The organism is Bacillus sp. ISL-77, assembly GCF_018613105.1.
Window position 1 is genome coordinate 1 of sequence record NZ_JAGGQY010000035.1, and the last position, 17,475, is coordinate 17,475.

General features: G+C 40.2%; 17 protein-coding genes, 1 pseudogene and 1 riboswitch. Of the genes and pseudogenes, 14 read left to right on the forward strand and 4 right to left on the reverse strand.

The genetic code is table 11. From position 1 onward, the window contains the following. Positions 1–58: 58 nt before the first annotated feature. A complete protein-coding gene (locus J7E77_RS13660; RefSeq protein ID WP_214715091.1) occupies positions 59–262 on the reverse strand; it encodes a DUF3231 family protein in 204 nt (67 codons plus the stop codon). Between the two features lie 119 nt (positions 263–381). On the opposite strand from J7E77_RS13660, the gene J7E77_RS13665 reads away from it, so the two are divergent. The 5 genes from J7E77_RS13665 (at position 382) to J7E77_RS13685 (ending at position 7,986) form a co-directional block, all read left to right on the forward strand. Further along, entirely contained in the window at positions 382–1,089 is a 708-nt protein-coding gene (locus tag J7E77_RS13665; RefSeq protein WP_214715045.1) for a DNA alkylation repair protein, read from the forward strand. A 334-nt stretch (positions 1,090–1,423) separates the two neighbouring features. Next, entirely contained in the window at positions 1,424–1,999 is a 576-nt protein-coding gene (locus J7E77_RS13670; protein WP_214715046.1) for a hypothetical protein, read from the forward strand. Between the two features lie 141 nt (positions 2,000–2,140). After that, positions 2,141–3,199 carry a PrsW family intramembrane metalloprotease gene (locus tag J7E77_RS13675; protein ID WP_214715047.1) on the forward strand — a complete coding sequence of 353 codons (1,059 nt, stop codon included), beginning with the start codon at positions 2,141–2,143 and terminating at the stop codon, positions 3,197–3,199. Positions 3,200–3,580: 381 nt separating this feature from the next. Next, the gene (locus tag J7E77_RS13680) at positions 3,581–6,763 is read left to right on the forward strand and encodes a glycoside hydrolase (RefSeq protein WP_214715048.1); all 3,183 of its coding nucleotides are present in this window, start codon (positions 3,581–3,583) and stop codon (positions 6,761–6,763) included. A 191-nt stretch (positions 6,764–6,954) separates the two neighbouring features. Then, a complete protein-coding gene (locus J7E77_RS13685) occupies positions 6,955–7,986 on the forward strand; it encodes a LacI family DNA-binding transcriptional regulator (RefSeq protein ID WP_214715049.1) in 1,032 nt (343 codons plus the stop codon). 31 nt (positions 7,987–8,017) lie between these two features. On the opposite strand, the pseudogene J7E77_RS13690 reads toward J7E77_RS13685, so the two are convergent. After that, positions 8,018–8,146 (reverse strand): annotated as a pseudogene (locus J7E77_RS13690) (IS110 family transposase); the annotation flags it as partial. 59 nt (positions 8,147–8,205) lie between these two features. Continuing rightward, positions 8,206–9,072, reverse strand: coding sequence for a LysR family transcriptional regulator (locus tag J7E77_RS13695; RefSeq protein ID WP_308160591.1), 867 nt, complete (start codon positions 9,070–9,072; stop codon positions 8,206–8,208). A 604-nt stretch (positions 9,073–9,676) separates the two neighbouring features. Between J7E77_RS13695 and queC the strand changes: the two genes are divergently transcribed. From queC to queE, 3 genes are read left to right on the forward strand one after another with little or no spacing between them, the layout of a single operon-like run. After that, positions 9,677–10,330 (forward strand): 7-cyano-7-deazaguanine synthase QueC, encoded by a 654-nt coding sequence (gene queC, locus J7E77_RS13700; protein ID WP_214715092.1) that lies wholly within the window; start codon positions 9,677–9,679, stop codon positions 10,328–10,330. Between the two features lie 3 nt (positions 10,331–10,333). Further along, positions 10,334–10,810 carry a 6-carboxytetrahydropterin synthase QueD gene (gene queD, locus J7E77_RS13705; RefSeq protein WP_214715051.1) on the forward strand — a complete coding sequence of 159 codons (477 nt, stop codon included), beginning with the start codon at positions 10,334–10,336 and terminating at the stop codon, positions 10,808–10,810. After that, on the forward strand, positions 10,807–11,535 hold the full coding sequence (gene queE, locus J7E77_RS13710; RefSeq protein WP_214715052.1) for a 7-carboxy-7-deazaguanine synthase QueE: 729 nt from the start codon (positions 10,807–10,809) through the stop codon (positions 11,533–11,535). Before queD ends, queE begins: the two co-directional genes overlap by 4 nt. 119 nt (positions 11,536–11,654) lie before the next feature. On the opposite strand, the gene J7E77_RS13715 is transcribed toward queE, so the two are convergent. Continuing rightward, on the reverse strand, positions 11,655–12,071 hold the full coding sequence (locus tag J7E77_RS13715; RefSeq protein ID WP_214715053.1) for a DUF1284 domain-containing protein: 417 nt from the start codon (positions 12,069–12,071) through the stop codon (positions 11,655–11,657). 177 nt (positions 12,072–12,248) lie between these two features. After that, positions 12,249–12,357, forward strand: a riboswitch (TPP riboswitch). 76 nt (positions 12,358–12,433) lie between these two features. Here J7E77_RS13715 and J7E77_RS13720 point away from each other — a divergent pair. From J7E77_RS13720 to J7E77_RS13745, 6 genes are all read left to right on the forward strand, one after another. Beyond that, positions 12,434–13,114, forward strand: coding sequence for a thiamine phosphate synthase (locus J7E77_RS13720; protein ID WP_214715055.1), 681 nt, complete (start codon positions 12,434–12,436; stop codon positions 13,112–13,114). After that, positions 13,098–14,228: a glycine oxidase ThiO gene (thiO, locus tag J7E77_RS13725; RefSeq protein WP_214715057.1), complete on the forward strand. Its 1,131-nt coding sequence runs from the start codon at positions 13,098–13,100 to the stop codon at positions 14,226–14,228. Before J7E77_RS13720 ends, thiO begins: the two co-directional genes overlap by 17 nt. A gap of 10 nt (positions 14,229–14,238) precedes the next feature. Then, positions 14,239–14,442: a sulfur carrier protein ThiS gene (thiS, locus tag J7E77_RS13730; protein WP_214715058.1), complete on the forward strand. Its 204-nt coding sequence runs from the start codon at positions 14,239–14,241 to the stop codon at positions 14,440–14,442. A gap of 1 nt (position 14,443) precedes the next feature. After that, the gene (locus tag J7E77_RS13735) at positions 14,444–15,211 is read left to right on the forward strand and encodes a thiazole synthase (protein WP_214715060.1); all 768 of its coding nucleotides are present in this window, start codon (positions 14,444–14,446) and stop codon (positions 15,209–15,211) included. Continuing rightward, on the forward strand, positions 15,208–16,224 hold the full coding sequence (locus J7E77_RS13740; protein ID WP_214715062.1) for a thiazole biosynthesis adenylyltransferase ThiF: 1,017 nt from the start codon (positions 15,208–15,210) through the stop codon (positions 16,222–16,224). The genes J7E77_RS13735 and J7E77_RS13740 overlap by 4 nt, the downstream gene beginning before the upstream one ends. Positions 16,225–16,309: 85 nt before the next feature. Then, complete coding sequence (locus J7E77_RS13745; protein WP_214715064.1) at positions 16,310–17,152, forward strand: aldo/keto reductase; 843 nt, start codon at positions 16,310–16,312, stop codon at positions 17,150–17,152. Positions 17,153–17,475: the final 323 nt, after the last annotated feature.

Genomic DNA, 17,475 nt, shown 5'->3' on the forward strand with positions numbered 1-17,475 from the left:
CTTTTGTCTACAATCTGAAACAGCCAGTTTATCTAACTGGCTGTTTTTGCTCATTTTTTTAACCTTGCGACAGAGATTTTCTGTCAACTGCCTCCGGTTGTTTTTCTAACCATCTATGTTTAACCAAAATTTTGAAACAAAGTGCACCAGCTTGAGTTGAATGGTTAAATACACTTTTGTAGTTTAAAATTATATCCGATCTTAGACTGGAACCTAATGCTGCACCATAGTAAGATAGAGCTGCATTTACTAATAACGCTATTCACTTCACTTAATTCGTAGTAAAATTTATAAAAATGGGTGTAGTTGAATTGCATGATCAAAAGGATAAAAAGTAGGATAGTTCATTTTTATGGATGAAAAGGAAGGAAGTGCAAAACGATGGATTTCGAAATAGTTATGCAGGAACTCGAAGCGCTTGGCAAGGAACGAATGAAAAAGACTTACATAAGCAATGGTGCTCACGAGCCGGTTTTTGGCGTGGCTACAGGTGCCATGAAGCCACTCGCAAAGAAAATTAAGAAAAATCAGCCTTTAGCCGATCAGCTTTACGCCACCGGGAACTACGATGCCATGTATTTTGCCGGCATCATTGCGGACCCAATGGTAATGACTGAGGCTGATTTTGAGCGTTGGATGGATGGGGCGTATTTTTATATGCTTTCCGATTATGTGGTTGCTGTAACGTTGGCTGAAACTGATATTGCCCAAGATGTTGCCGATAAATGGATCGCAAGTGGTGAAGAACTTAGAATGTCGGCAGGCTGGAGCTGTTACTGCTGGCTTTTGGGTAATCGACCGGATAGTGAATTTAGCGCCATCAAGATTGCCAGTATGCTTGATCAGGTGGAAAATATGATTCACGATTCTCCTGAACGAACAAAATCTGCTATGAATAATTTTATCTACACAGTCGGAATTTCCTATTTGCCGCTCCATGATCAGGCGGTTGAAACTGCAAAGGCAGTAGGCCCAGTAGAAATCAAGCGGGACAAGAAAAAAAGCAGTATTCTGCTTGCTTCCGAAAATATTCAAAAGGAAATAGATCGAGGGAAACTTGGTTTCAAACGCAAATATGTAAGGTGTTAGCCTAGTTTGTAGTGTAACTACTCTAACTGAGAATGAGAGCTCCATACATAATGTATAGTCTTTAACACAATAAAATAAAAAATGGCTTAGTATTCACTATACTGAGCCATTTTTTTATGACGAAAATCTTAAGCAAAATTCGATATCATTGAGGCTGCATTTTCGAATACACGACAAATTATTCATTCTATTATGGGACTATATAATTAAAAACCATGAAAGGTGAGGAATTTTAGAAGAATTAGCAGGATTTTTGATTTTAATAAAGGAATATATTTATATACAATTTCGAATTATTCATCAATTTATCAAGATATGAAAGTGGGTATACGATATGATTGAAAATTTCTTTGCTGATTATAAAAACTATATTGTTGTACCGGAAGATGAAAAGCAAGTTGGAAATGAAGTATTTGATCCCAAAAATTTTGAAGCCTATTATATACTAACACTGTCCATTTTTGATTCCCGGTTATCGACCTGGAAAGATGCAAGTAAATTTGAAATTGATGTTGAAAAAAGTATCAAAATAGTTCTGAGGGATTTCAATCAAACGGAGCGGAAGAAGTATCATCTTCAATTACTAGAATTTGATAAGTATAAAAACTATTTTATCTTGGCCCTTTCTTCTAAAACAAAATTTAATCCAGGGGAAGAAAAGGATCGTATTAATGACCTCATTGATAAAAAAGTAACAAATCCATTTTATGTTGGGCAAAATTGGTTCAACCTCATTGGTGATAAAGGAAGAGTTGCCCGTAAACTCTTTTGCTGCTCCTTTAAGGAATATATGGCCCAGGACCTAAACCATTTAAAAAGGGAAGAAAAATATGAAAACATCAGTGAATTCATCCCTAAAAAAGGAGAAATGAAGCTGATTAAAAGCTCGCTGAAAAAGGATATTCTCTAAATGCATGGTAACTGGTGACTGGTGACTTGCCTTGGCAGGTCAGCGGATTTTTGTGGATAGAACGTGTATTCAAATAATTTACCTATTATTGGGCATCCTCTATTTGAGGATGTTTTTGCTAACCAAGAGGGGTGAAGTTTTTTGAAATGCCCGCAATGTGTTTATACCAATCCAGATGGTGTGAAGTTCTGCTTAAGCTGCGGAGAAAAGTTTTTTAAAAATAACACACAAGAGAATGAAAATAGCTTTTTTTATGAGTTTGCCCATTACGTTGATATGGTTCCAAGATTCCAACGATCGATTGAACCAAAATTTCAAAACATATTTTCGCGTGTTTTCCGTAATCATAGTGAACTGGAAGCGGACCGGCTGTTTATCGTAGGAACTGCGCTTACGACACCAAAAATTTCGGAAGTGAAAGACACCTGGCCAAAACCATGGCTTTTTGCTAGGGTGTTCATCATTTCGCTTCTTGCATTCGTAGGATTTTATATAGGTGTGAGCTATTTTAGAAATGTGAACTTTATACCCGGACTCATTATTGTTGGTGCTTTTGCTGTTCCGTTTACAACGTTAATCTTTTTCTGGGAGATGAATGCTCCGCAAAATATTGCCTTTTATCGAGTGATATACGTCGTGATGATCGGTGGGATTCTCTCCATGTTAGTCGCACTCGTATTTTTCGATATTCTGAAAAACAATATCAATCCGATTACGATTGGAATTGCTGAGGAACTTGCCAAAGCGATAACGGTCATTACGTTTGTTCGATACCGAAAATATAGATATATTCTAAACGGCCTTCTCATTGGTGCTGCAGTTGGAGCCGGTTTTGCAGCGTTTGAAACAGCTGGATATGCTCTAAGGGCACTGCTTTCTGGGGATGGTACCAATCTCTACAACACGATCCTTTGGAGAGGGATCTTTGCACCCGGCGGGCATATTGCCTGGGCAGCACTGACTGGTGCAGCATTCTGTAGAGTACAAGGGGACCATCCATTTAATCTTAACATGCTATTCCGCTTTAGGTTTTTACGCGTCTTTATCTTAGTGGTTTTGATGCATGCATTATGGGACACTCCTATAACAGGAATGTTTCCCTTCGGACAGATTTTTCTAATGCTAGCTTCATGGGTAGTTGTCTTCCTGCTTATCCGTGCTGGCCTTAAAGAGATTGGAGAAAGAAAAATATCGTTTTAAGAAACAGGGGAGAGTTCTTCTGTTTCTTTTTTATATGAGAAGCAAAAGTCTTCGGAGTCACTAAAGTCCTATTTTGTATAGGAACAATGAACCGAAAATTTCCTTTCATATTGACAGCATCCATTTATGATTTATATTTATACTTAAGAAAGTTATATAAGTATTCAGAATAAACAGACTCCATTTCTTTTAATCTAGACCGAATAGAAACCGGTTTCTATTAAGCCTTGTTTCAATTGATTTTCACAAAACTAGTTCAAAAAATAAGTGGTAGGGACCAGTTTCCCCTTAATAGAAACCGGTTTCTATAATATCTTTTGGGAGGTGATCAAAAACTTAACTATTTGAATCTAGAAAAATAGTAAAAGGGAGGATGCAAAAATGGTAAAAGCTAATTTTAAACAAATGGCTAAAAAGATTATAACATGCGGTTCGGCCACGGCCCTTACCCTAAGTTTGCTCGCACCTGCGGCACCTGTAGCAATTGCCGCCGAAGAAACTCAATCGAACACAGTAACAGAAACGGTGAAATTAGACCCAAGCTACCAACAGGCACCATTTGATGGTTGGGGAACAGCCCTTGTATGGTTTGCCAATATTACGGGCGGCTGGCCGGATGAAATCAAAAACCAAGTAGCTGATGCCCTTTATGGCAAGGATGGACTTAATTTTAATATTGCTCGTTATAATATAGGCGGTGGTGATTCACCAGAAACCACTCCATACATGCGTCTTGGCGGAGCAGTCCCAGGTTATTGGAATCGGCCAGCCGAATTTGGTCCGCCAAATGGAAACACAGAAGGCTGGACAGAGCCGACAAATTGGTGGGACCCAAAAAATCCTGACCATTGGAATTGGAACGCTGATGCCAATCAACGCTGGTGGCTGACGGCAGCTAAGTCTAGAGGAGCAGATACGTTTGAGGCCTTTTCGAACTCGGCACCATACTTTATGACTCAAAGTGGATACGTATCTGGAAACTGGGATTCAAATAAGGATAACCTGAAGCCTGATCAATACACGAATTTTGCCAGCTATTTAACAGGAGTTGTGGACCATTTACAGCAAGAAACAGGCATTCAATTTAAAACGCTTTCACCGGTAAATGAACCCAATACTAACTATTGGGGAGCCAAGGGCAGACAGGAAGGATCACACTGGGCACCGGCATCACAAGCGAAAATGATTAATGAGGTGAAAACACAATTAACCGAAAAAGGTATGAATACCGTTGTCTCGGCAATGGACGAAACCAATCCATCAAAATTCCGATCCAATTGGGATGCCTACAATACGGAAACCCGAAATAATATTGAACAGTTGAATGTACATACGTACGGAACGGGAGAAAGAAATGGTGCCAGAGATATTGCCAAGGGTGCGGGGAAAAAACTATGGATGTCGGAGGTTGACCTAAGTGTCGGCGGCCAGAATCATGAGGACATCAAGCCAGGGCTTGCTATATCGGAAAGAATCCAGGCGGATATCCAGCAGCTCGAGCCGGAAGCATGGGTGCTTTGGCAAGCAGTGGAAGATGAGGTAAACATGAGGCCTGAGCATGAAAATGGCAACTGGGGTCTGATTCAGGTTGATTTTGCTGCAAAGGATTTCAGCAATTTTAAAATATACAAAAATAAAAAATACTACGCTGTGGGCAACTACAGTAAATTTATCCGCCCTGGCGACCAGTTTATCAACACAAACAACCAAAATACTTTGGCCGCCATTGATACGAAAGATGACTCCGTTGTCGTCGTTTATACCAATTCATCTGCGGAACAAAAAGTAGTCGACTTTGACTTATCTGGATTTGAAACGATAAATGGTACAGCATCGGCAACGCCATATGTAACATCGGCCACCGATAATTTGCAGAAAAAAGAAGACATCAAGGTAAAGGATGAAAAATTAGCAGCGGTGGTTCCAGCACAATCGATAACAACATTCGTGGTATCCGGTGTTTCTGGAGTCAACAACGAAGCTAGTTTCGTAAATAATCATGATAAATACAAAATAAGCAATCTAAATAGTGGAAAGGTCCTGGATATCACTCAGGATGGAAAGATTGTTCAAAAAACCTATGACCGCGATAAAGCGGCCCAGCAGTGGAGCATTCAAAAAGTGTCCGATGGGTACAGCTCAAGAGAATTGTATAAAATCGTCGACACCAACAGCAGTAAAGTAATTGGTGTAGAAAATGGGGTAGCAGTGGAACAAAGCGATCAAAATACTGATAGCCAAAAATGGATGCTTTCTACCTCCGGTAATCAACAATACACATTCATTAACGCAGCAAACGGTCAGCTTCTTGAAGTTGGCGGCGAGTCAACAAAAGAAAATGCAACTGTCGATGTCTGGCAATCGAATGCTGGAAAGAATCAAAGTTGGATCATCAATAAGGCAGGAATTGTGGAAATTGAGCCTGCCAATGTAGTCGTCACTAAGAAAAAAATCGCACCAGATATGCCGCAGGAGGTTACCACGATTTACGGTGACGTGGAAAGAGTGCAAAAAGCCGTCAAGTGGGAGCCGATTGACCCTGAACAATATGACAGGGAAACCACTTTTACAGTGAGAGGTACGGTAGAAGGTACGGAGATTCCAGCAGTCGCCAATGTAACCGTTAGCAAGGTCGAAGGTGTGGAACCGATTAAAGTGAAAACTGTTCCAGGTAAAGCGCCGGAACTGCCTGAATTTGTTCCTGCTAAACTTGAAATCGGTACAGAAGGAAACGTACGTGTGAATTGGGAAACGATTGACCCAAGCAAGTATGAAACGTTTGCCAAATTTACCGTAAAAGGCTCGATTCCGTATAGTCCGGTTAAAGTAACTGCCAATGTGCAAGTCACCAAACCGGCATTGCAGAACATTGCCTTAAACCTTCCAGGCTCTGGACAGGAGTTTCCAAAGGCAACCGCTTCCTTTACAGGACAGTATGATAAAGCCGCAAATGTTAACGATGGTGATATCTCTTCCATTCGCTGGACGAATTGGGATCCAAACAGCTGGAGGTCAGAAGATTGGGTAGCAATTGATTTTGGGAGTGAAAATACGATATCTAAACTCGATTTCCATTTTTATGATGATGGGGGTGGAACGAGACCACCAGCATCCCTACAGCTTGAGTACTGGGATGGTACCGAATGGAAGGCCATTGACGGTACCCAATTAGATGTGAATGCGAAAAAGGACTTAACGGTGAATTTTGCACCAGTGACCACATCGAAGGTCCGAGTGGTGATGAAAGCGATGCCGAATACATGCATTGCGATTTCGGAAATTGAGGTATTTGGAAAAGGAGATGTCACGAAGGCTGAACCAAGCATTGGCGATGATGCAACGCTTGAGAGCATCTTAATCGATGGGAAGCCGCTAAAGGATTTCCAACCTGACCAATTTACTTATGATGTGAAGGAAAAAGCATCGAATTCTCCTGTTGTTACTGCATTAACCAATGACTTATTTGCCTCTTATCAGGTCTCTGAAGAAGAGGACGCTGCTGTGATCACAGTAAAATCGGAGGATGGGCTCCGGACTGAAACCTATATGGTTAAATTTAGATAATCCAATTAGTCATAGTTGAGGATGCTGTAGTCCACAACTATGACTTTTTATTGCCGTTTTTCCCCCCGCCTTCACGTTCACCCTATCGACTACCATTTTTCTATTAAAATAGATTACAATTGGAAGAAAGATACTTAAGATAAAACCGATTTCTATATTTTTGTTTATATCTCTAAGAAGGGGGGCTTCAGTTGGACAAAAAAACGTTTACCATCTATGATATTGCCAAAGCCACAAATGTATCTCCGGCAACTGTATCGCGGGTCCTAAATGGCAATTATCCAGTCAGCAAAAAAACAAAAGAGAAGGTGCTGGCGAAAATACAGGAATATAATTTTCAGCCAAACAGTATTGCAAGAAGTTTATCAAAAAAAGAAACAAAGATGATCGGGCTGATTTTGCCAGACATCACGAATCCATTCTTTTCAAGCTTCTGCATGGAATTGGAGAAATACGCTCAAAAAAAGGGATATACGATTTTCTTATGCAATTCCTTGAATGATAGCGAGATGGAGTCAGTTTACCTAAAGGTTCTCTCGGAACGCCAGGTCGAAGGGATCATCATGATGGGCGGCCGCATTAACAAATCATTAACGGTTGCAGAAGAGGCCGCTGAGGTGCTGGAGGTTATGAAAAAGATTCCTGTTTTGATGGTCAATGGAGAGATGGCGGGCGTCGATTGTTATAAAGTGAGATCCGATGAGCGGTTGGGTATGAAGATGATTGTCGAGCATTTAGTCCAAATGGGCCACAAAAACATTGGCATGCTGGGAGGAAAGCAGGGGATCACTTCCACTGATATAAAAGTAGAGGGGTTCAGGCAGCACCTGATGGAGAAGGGTCTGGTTTATCGTCCTGAATGGCATATATACAGCGGTTTTTCAGTAGAAAGCGGACAAAAGGCGATGAAAATGCTGCTGGAAAACAAGGAGCTACCAACGGCAATTATTTGTATGAATGATATGATTGCTTCCGGAGCTTTAGTTGCGTGCAATCATCAAACTATCGACCCCAAGAAATTTGCCTTTGTGGGCTATGATGATTCGTTTGTCGCTGATATATTGACGCCGAGCCTTACCTCCATTAACCATGATTACGAAAAACTCGGAACTGTGGCACTTGATTTAATTATTAACGCAAAAAATGAGCAAGAAGCACCAGAAGTTGCAAAAGAAGTAACCATTGAACCCTTTCTTACCAAGAGGAACTCCACTGCCAGGTGACTACCACGCTGCTGGTAGATGCCGGTTGACTAATTGTTGCAGCGATTTTTTCTCTGATTCCAGGGATCGATTGGAGAATCTTATATTCTTCAATTTCTTTAGCAAGGGCATCTATTATTACATCCGCAATCTTTACTAGATGCTCTTGGTATTGAAGAACAATCTTGACTAATATCTCAAGGTAATTGTATATCTAGTTTAATTAAACTTCATAAAGGATTACTTATACCTTTCAATGATAAAATCAATAAAATATCTACTTGCTATTGGCAATACCCTTTTGTCCTTGTACGCCAGACTAATTGTACGAATAACAGATGGAGAGATTGCTTTCGTTACAATATTATACGCACATCTACTTAAGACTAGTTTCGGTAAAATAGATATGCCAAGTCCCTGTTCAATCATGGACATAATCGCATAATCATCATGTACTCGGTATTGAATATTAGGTTCAAAGTTGTTTTGTTTAAAAATAGTTAATGGTTCACTAATTTCGCCCTCATCTAAAAGTATATAAGGTCCGTCCGTTAATTCTTTCAATGTGACTTTGTCGTGAGAAGCTAAAGGATGATTTGTTGGCAATACAGCAAGCATGTCATCTTCTTGCAAGGGAATGGTAGTTAGATTTGATACAGCTTTTGGATTAACAAAGCCAAAATCTACGCTCCCTTCTTTAATCCAATTCGAGATATCCGTATAATCACCTTGATGTAATTCGAAATGAACAGCTGGGTACTGTTCCTTAAAATCTTTCATTAATACTGGAAGCCAATGACATGAAACACTAGAAAATGTGCCAATTCGAATAAGTCCACTTTGTAGCCCTTCCATCTCTTTATGCTTTTCTATCAGTTCCCTATGTGAATTATAAATGTTCCTAATATATGGCAAAAATTCCTCGCCATCAGGTGTCAGTGAAATACCCATTCGAGAGCGTAAAATAAGAGTGGTAGAAAGTTCTTCCTCTAATGAATGCACCATTTGGCTAATGGCTGATTGAGTATAGCCAAGTTCTTCAGCTGCTTTGGTAAAACTACCTGTTTCTATTGCTTTGATAAAAGCATAATAAGAATTCAACCTCACTAGCTCCTTTGCATTAGAATTTCTAATAGGTCCATTATAAATATTCGTTTTACTAATGTAAATGCAGATGATACGATATAGCCAATCTTAAGTTAAATACAAGAAAGGTTAGGACTTTCTGTTATGACACAAAAACAAGCAAACTTGATATAAATGCAATTCCAAATCTTAATGCTACAATTGTTAATGGAGAGATCGTATCCACACAGAGTTTCATAAAAATATTTGCATTCATCTTCCTACATGAAAATATGGGGCGACAAGGGTATTTTGGTGCTTTGCTCATTTTAGCTGGCGTATTCATAGCAAACTCTCCATCTAAAAATCAACATAAGATTAGGCTTACTAAAGAAAACAAGAATCCGAGAGAGGTATAATAGTGAGGACTCCGATCATTCTGAAAAGGCCTAGACTCGAAAAATGTCGGCAAATAGGTGAAAAAATTGAAAAAATGGTTTATAATCATTTAGTCATTTAAAATTATATAGTTCGCATTTTGCGAAAGTGGTTCTAGCCCCCCACATTAAAAAAACTAAGATGAAGCAGTACTTCTATCTTGGGGTACTGTTTTTTTCTATTTGAAAGGAAGTATTTGATATACATGTTGAAAAATGAAAAGGCAATTGTTGTGTTTAGTGGTGGACAAGACAGCACCACTTGTTTATATTGGGCATTAAAACAATTTAAAGAAGTAGAAGCAGTTACGTTTGATTACAATCAAAGGCATAGTTTAGAAATTGAATGTGCCAAAAATATAGCCAATGAACTTGGCGTAAAACACCATATTTTAGATATGTCATTACTAAATCAACTAGCACCTAATGCGTTAACACGTTCAAATATTGAAGTTACTGATGGCGGTGAAGGGGAACTTCCGTCGACATTTGTGCCAGGTCGTAACCTGTTATTCCTGACTTTCGCAGGTGTGTTAGCACGTCAGGTCGGTGCCAAGCATTTAGTCACCGGTGTTTGTGAAACAGATTTCAGCGGGTACCCAGATTGTCGTGATATTTTTATCAAATCACTAAATGTTACCTTGAATCTATCAATGGACGATAATTTTGTCATTCATACACCTTTAATGTGGATAAACAAAGCGGAAACATGGGCCATGGCGGATGAATTAGGCGCATTGGATTTTGTTCGTGAAAAAACATTAACCTGCTACAATGGTGTGATTGCTGATGGATGTGGAGAGTGTCCAGCTTGCGTCTTAAGAAAAAGAGGGCTTGATGACTTTCTTAATGGGAGGTTTTAAACGATGGGTTTCAGAATCGTCGATAAACTTCAAAAAATAAATGAGGACATTCAACCTCATCAATTAAAATATCATTCAAAGCGTGTACTAGTGAGCAAGGAATTTACCTTTGATGCTTCACACCACTTGCATTGCTATGAAGGGAAATGCAAGAATTTGCACGGACATACGTATAGAGTTATTTTTGGATTAAGTGGTTTTGTTGATGAACGCGGCTTAATGATCGACTTTGGCGATATTAAAGAAATTTGGAAAAATGAAATCGAAATCTATCTTGATCATCAATACCTAAACGAAACCCTTCCCTCCATGAATACAACTGCCGAAAACATGGTTGTCTGGATATATGAGAAAATGAAAGAAGCCTTAGCAACAGAAGATCGTAGGGACCAATATCATGGAGCAAGAGTGGAATTTGTCCGTCTGTTTGAAACTCCAACAAGCTACGCAGAAGCGAGAAGGGAGTGGATGGAGGAATGAGTAAGATTCCTGTATTAGAAATTTTTGGCCCAACCATCCAAGGAGAAGGAATGGTCATTGGTCAAAAGACAATGTTCGTTCGGACGGCCGGCTGTGATTATTCATGCAGCTGGTGTGATTCTGCCTTTACATGGGATGGCAGTGCCAAAGAGGATATTCAGCAAATGACCGCTGAAGAAATTTGGGATAAATTAAAAAGAGTCGGTGGGGACAATTTCTCGTTTGTGACGATCTCAGGGGGAAATCCGGCGCTGTTGAAAAACTTAGATGTGTTTATCGATTTATTAAAAGAAAAAGACATCAAAATTGGTATTGAAACACAAGGAAGCAGATGGCAGGACTGGTTCTTAAACGTCAATGAACTGACCATTTCACCTAAGCCGCCGAGCTCCAACATGGTAACCAATTTTGAAATATTAGATTCTATTTTTAAAAATTTAAACGACAATGATTTTAAACATCAAGTGAGTCTAAAAGTAGTAATCTTCGATGATGCGGATCTAGAGTATGCGAAAATGGTTCATAGCCGCTACGCAGATATTCCTTTTTATCTCCAGGTTGGGAACGATGATATTACGAATTTCAATAATAATGAATTGATTCAAAAACTACTGTTGAAATATGAGTGGTTAGTCAATTGTGTGGTTGCTGACCCTCAATTGAATGATGTAAAAGTATTACCACAATTGCATGCACTTCTTTGGGGAAATAAGCGGGGAGTGTAAGGACATGGACCATGAAGGACCATGGGGACGGTTCTACTGGCTTTTTTGGACAAGGAAAGAGATTAAAAAAGGCCAAAAGAACCGTCCCTGTGGGCATGTGGGCATTGAATAGATGAAGCTTATTGAATTTTTCTTAAGCCCTTCCCATCATGAATCTCTCGAATACCTTCCTCGCAAACCCCGTAAGAACGCCAAGAACAAGTTTCACAGACAACTTGAATATCGGCGGGGATGACATGTTCTAGGATACGGGACTCAATATCCTCCCATCTAAGAATTTGTCCGATTTTAAGGTTCATTTTGTCTAAAATAACGGCATCTCTTTCATAGATCTGGTCGTCTTGGCAATGGTATTCACCTGAATTAGGGAATTTTTCACACAACTGATCTGGCCCCTTTACAAGCAGAATCAACGTTTTTGGGTTGTTTCTCAAGGTTTGATGCAAAACCGTCATATTTTCCACGTATTCTTGGGAATAGCCCATTCCCCGATAGCCTAGAAGGCAAAAAAGATGATGTCCTCGAAGCTTATACATTATTCTCCCCCAGTTTGTTTACTCCCTTTTGATTTTAAAAGTAAACTATAATTGTTATTTGGTTAACATCTATAGGGTTTATTCTACCATAAATAAGAAAAACATTTGACATTTCTACCTGAAGTGTTAACATTATCCATGCAGGGAAATCATTACATGACAATTAAATAAATGACGCAAATCCGCTAGAGGTGCCTTTTTAAAGGGCTGAGATTGAAGTACTACTTCGGGACTCTATGAACCTGATCTGGGTAATACCAGCGTAGGGAAGTGGGAAACGGGATATTTGAAGAACGTATGTTTTATTTCGAATTTTCGACCACTTTCTTACCTTAAGAAAGTGGTTTTTTGTTTTTCACTTTATGCCTTCGATCTTCGGAATCTGCTTAAAAGGGGGGACGGGTATTTCAACTAGTGTAAAAGATAAAGAGTTACATATAATCTCCAATGGGAAAATGCCGATCGAACGTTTACGTGAAATTGTAAGCGAAATTCATCCATATATAACAGCGATTCATTTGCGGGAAAAACAAAAAACAGCACAGGAACTTTTCCAAGCCGTCCACTTGTTAACAAACGAAAACATCCCACTATCAAAGATTATCATTAATGATCGAGTCGATGTTGCCTGCGTTACAAGGGCTAAAGGAGTTCAATTAGCCTTCCATAGTTTAGATGCAGCGATTGTGAAAGAAAATTTTCCTCAGCTTTTGCTCGGGAACTCCATCCACTCCTACGAGGAAGGACAAAAAGCAAAAGAAAATGGTGCTGATTACGTGCTATATGGCCATGTCTTTCCTTCGCAATCAAAACCGGGTAAGACCCCAAAAGGACTAGAGGAATTAGCAAGGCTCTCCCAATTAGACATCCCAGTTATTGCGATTGGCGGGATCACACCTGAAAATACGGGGCAGGTACTTCAAGCAGGATCAAAAGGAATCGCAGTCATGTCAGGAGTTTTAGATGCTCCCGATCCATTAGCAGCAGTTAAGGCTTACCTAAATGTATTATATGGAGATGAACAAAGTGGAAAATTCATTTGATGTGGCCATTATCGGAGGAGGAATTATCGGGTCCTCGATTGCCTATCAGCTTGCAAAAAGGGGAAGAAAAGTCGTCGTGATTGAGAAGGGACGAGTGGCTTGCCAAGCGTCCAGTGCGGCTGCCGGAATGCTGGCAGCACAAGCAGAGCTGGAACAAGACGGTCCCTTATTCCAGCTGGCTTTAAAAAGTCAAGCGATGTTTTCAACGCTCTCAAGTGAGTTATTTGAATATACAGGAATTGATATTGAGTATGTGAATAAAGGCATGGTGAAAATTGCCGAAACAGAAGAAATAGCGCTCGAGGTAAAAAAACAGGTCACCTTCCAAAAAAAATGGGATCCAACCATTACCTGGCTCGATGCAACGGAAGTACGTGTGCTGGAACCATCTCTTTCACCAAGTGTAGCAGGAGGGATGTATCTCCCTCATGATGGTCATGTACAACCAGCAAAGTTAACACAAGCCTTTGCAAAAGCCGCGGAACATTTTGGTGCCAAAATATGTGAAGAGACGGAGGTTCTGTCTTTTGTCTATGAAAACGGTCAGGTTAAAGGGGTAAACACCAGCAACGGTGTCATCCATTGTGAACAGGTGGTTGTTGCCACGGGAGCTTGGGCGGCGAAATTAATGCAAGAATCAGGAATCGATATTCCTGTGTATCCAGTTAAAGGAGAATGCTTTTCGATTAGAACAGAAAAGCCGATCATTAACTCGACCATTTTCTCCGACAAACGTTGTTATTTAGTACCCAAACAAAATGGGGAAATTTATATAGGTGCGACTGTGATTGAAAATACCTTTGATACCAAGGTAACTCCTGAAGGGATTGCTACATTGATAGAAAGAGCGACTCAATTAGTTCCACAGATTAAGGAGGCAGCATGGGAGCGAGTATGGGCTGGAGTCAGACCGCAGACAGGCGATGGAATCCCTTATATGGGCGAACATCCAAGCTGGCGTGGGTTGTACGTGGCAGCAGGCCATTTTCGAAATGGAATTTTATTAAGCCCGATTACAGGGGAACTAGTTGCGGACCTAGTGTCAGGTAGCTTACTAGATCAGGAACTACTCTCTGCTTTTCACCTAGAACGGCACAAAGAAACGGTTAGTTAGGAGGTATACCATGAAGGTAGTAGTAAATGGCGAGTGGATCCAATTACCCGACCAAATCGTATCTGTTTCAGATGTTCTCAAACATCATGACATCCAAGATAAGGTCGTTGTTGTGGAAGTAAACGGTGAAATATTAACCAGGTTAGAGCACCAAAGTACGAGAATATCAGATAAAGATCGAATCGAAATAGTCCATTTTGTAGGAGGCGGTTGACATGTTAAAAATAGGTTCATTATCCTTTCAATCTCGTTTGTTACTAGGTACCGGAAAGTATCCAAGCTTTGAAATCCAAAAGGCAGCAGTGGAAGTGTCGAAAGCAGAAATCCTCACGTTTGCGGTGAGACGAATGAATATTTTTGAACCAAGCCAGCCGAATTTTTTAGAACAGCTCGACACTCAAAAATATAAGCTTCTGCCTAATACTGCTGGAGCAAAAACAGCCGCAGAGGCGGTCCGGATCGCAAAACTAGCGAAAGCTTCAGGACTTTGCGATATGATTAAAGTGGAAGTGATTGGCTGTGATCACACCTTGCTTCCTGACCCAATTGAAACCCTTAAAGCAACGGAAGAATTAGTGAAAGAAGGATTTATTGTCCTCCCCTATACATCTGATGACGTGGTTTTAGCTCGAAAGCTCCAAGAAGTGGGCTGTCATGCGGTCATGCCAGGGGCCTCGCCCATTGGATCCGGTCAAGGGATCATCAATCCTGTTAACCTAGGCTTTATTATCGAGCAAGCTGTCGTGCCTGTGATTGTGGATGCTGGTATTGGCTCCCCAGCTGATGCAGCATTGGCGATGGAATTAGGAGCTGATGGGGTCTTATTAAATACGGCTGTTTCAGCAGCAAACGATCCGGTCAAAATGGCTCGAGCCATGAGTTTAGCTATCGAAGCGGGACGATTAGGCTTTGAAGCTGGCCGAATCGAGAAAAAGAGATATGCGATAGCCAGCAGTCCCAAGGAAGGAATGAGTATCGGGTGAATCGCTACTCACGACAAGAACTATTTTCACCGATTGGGAAAGACGGGCAGCAGCTAATTTCCACGAAACATGTACTCATCATCGGAATGGGAGCACTCGGTTCAGGAAGTGCCGAAGCACTTGTCCGTGCTGGAGTAGGGAAACTAACCATTGTGGATCGTGATTATGTCGAATGGTCGAATTTACAGCGACAGCAGCTCTATGCTGAAGAAGATGCCAAAAACCGAATTCCCAAAGTCATCGCAGCCAAAAACCGCTTAACAGCGATTAACTCTTCGGTGCTGATTGAGGCAATCATTGGTGAGGCCTCCGTCACCGAGCTACTTAACTGGGCTCAAAATGTGGATCTGATGATTGATGCAACCGATAATTTCGAAACAAGAATGATCATGAATGATGTAGCACAAAAGGTGGGCATCCCTTGGATTTACGGGGCATGTGTGGGAAGCTATGGAATATCCTACACGATTATTCCTGAAAAAACACCGTGCCTTGCTTGTTTACTTGAAACCGTTCCGCTAGGCGGATTAACCTGTGACACAGCTGGAATTATAAGTCCAGCTGTGAACATGGTCGTTGCGTATCAAATAAGTGAAGCCTTGAAGATTTTGGTCGGGGATGCGGATTCGCTGCGGAACAAACTCGTGTCATTTGACTTGTGGAAAAATCAACATAGTACGATCCAGGTAGATAAATTGAAAAAAGAAGATTGTCCAACCTGTGGGAAAGAACGATCCTTCCCCTATTTAGCTTTTGAAAATCAAACCAAGACAGCTGTCCTCTGTGGAAGAGATTCTGTTCAGATACGTCCTGCGCTTCCCGCCTTGCGTGACTTAGTGGCATTAGAAAAATTATTGGCAAATCAAGGGGGAACAGTACAGCGAAATCCGTATCTATTATCTTATTCAGTGGATCCGCACCGATTAGTCATTTTTAAAGACGGAAGGGTGTTAGTCCACGGAACCAAGGATATTTCCGAAGCAAAGGCACTATACCATCGATACTTAGGGTAATAACAACCGCTGGCGATGAAGTCTTTCCATGAAATGTTACCAAAATTATGCTAAGCTTAATTATTATGGAAAGGAGTGATTAGTGATGGATAAATCAATTCCAGAAATTACACTTAATGATGGGCTAACTTTGCCAGTGATCGGTTTGGGTACATATAAGCTAAGAGGGAATGATGGTGTTCATTCGATCTTAAGTGCAATTGATATGGGATATAGACTAATAGATTCTGCTTATAATTATGAAAATGAAGGCACGGTTGGTGAGGCTGTTAGACGCAGTTCTGTTGCAAGAGAAAAATTAAAGATTACATCGAAACTGCCAGGTCGCTATCAAACCTATGCCAGGGCGGTTGCGACCATTCAAGAATCGTTATTTCGGGCAAATCTAGATTATTATGATTTATATCTCATTCATTGGCCAAATCCGAAACAGGACATATACGTGGAAGCTTGGGAAGCATTAATTGATGCTAAAAAATGGGGGCTTATTCGTTCGATCGGTGTCTGTAATTTCTTACCTGAACATATAGAGCGTTTAGAAAAAGAAACTGGTGTGAAACCTAGCCTTAACCAAATCGAATTACACCCATTATTCAATCAAGCACCACAAAGAAAATGGCATGAAGAAAATAACATTACAACGGAATCCTGGAGCCCAATAGCTCGAGCAAATGAAGTATTACAAAATGATACCATTCAACAGATTGCCGATCATCATAACAAGTCTATTTCACAAATTGTTTTACGTTGGCACTATCAACTTGGGGCCATTGCTATTCCTAAATCATCATCTCCTGCAAGGCAGCTTGAAAATATATCTATTTTTGACTTCTCCTTAGATGAAATAGAAATGAGTATCATATCAGGATTAACTCGCCCTTATGGCAGAATAAACAACCAAGATCCTGCAGTATACGAAGAATTTTAAAGCATTTAATAAATAAAACAGACAAAACACTCCACTAAAAATATAAGTGAAGTGTTTTATTTTTTAGAGAGTCCTGTAGCGCATTAACAAATTGTTTAGTTTTTAAAAGGGTGTAGTTTTTAGGACACCCTTTTCTGTGAATATTCAATAGTATTTAGCCTAAGAGGTGAATTGCGTGGGAGAATTATTGTTTACAACATTTTAATACTAGCTGCGTTCAGTGTAATGAGGAATTTTGAGAATTAGTACAAGAAATTAAAAATATATATAAAGGAAATGGATATAAAGTAAAACCGAGGTTAAAAAGCTGTAGCGGCAATAAG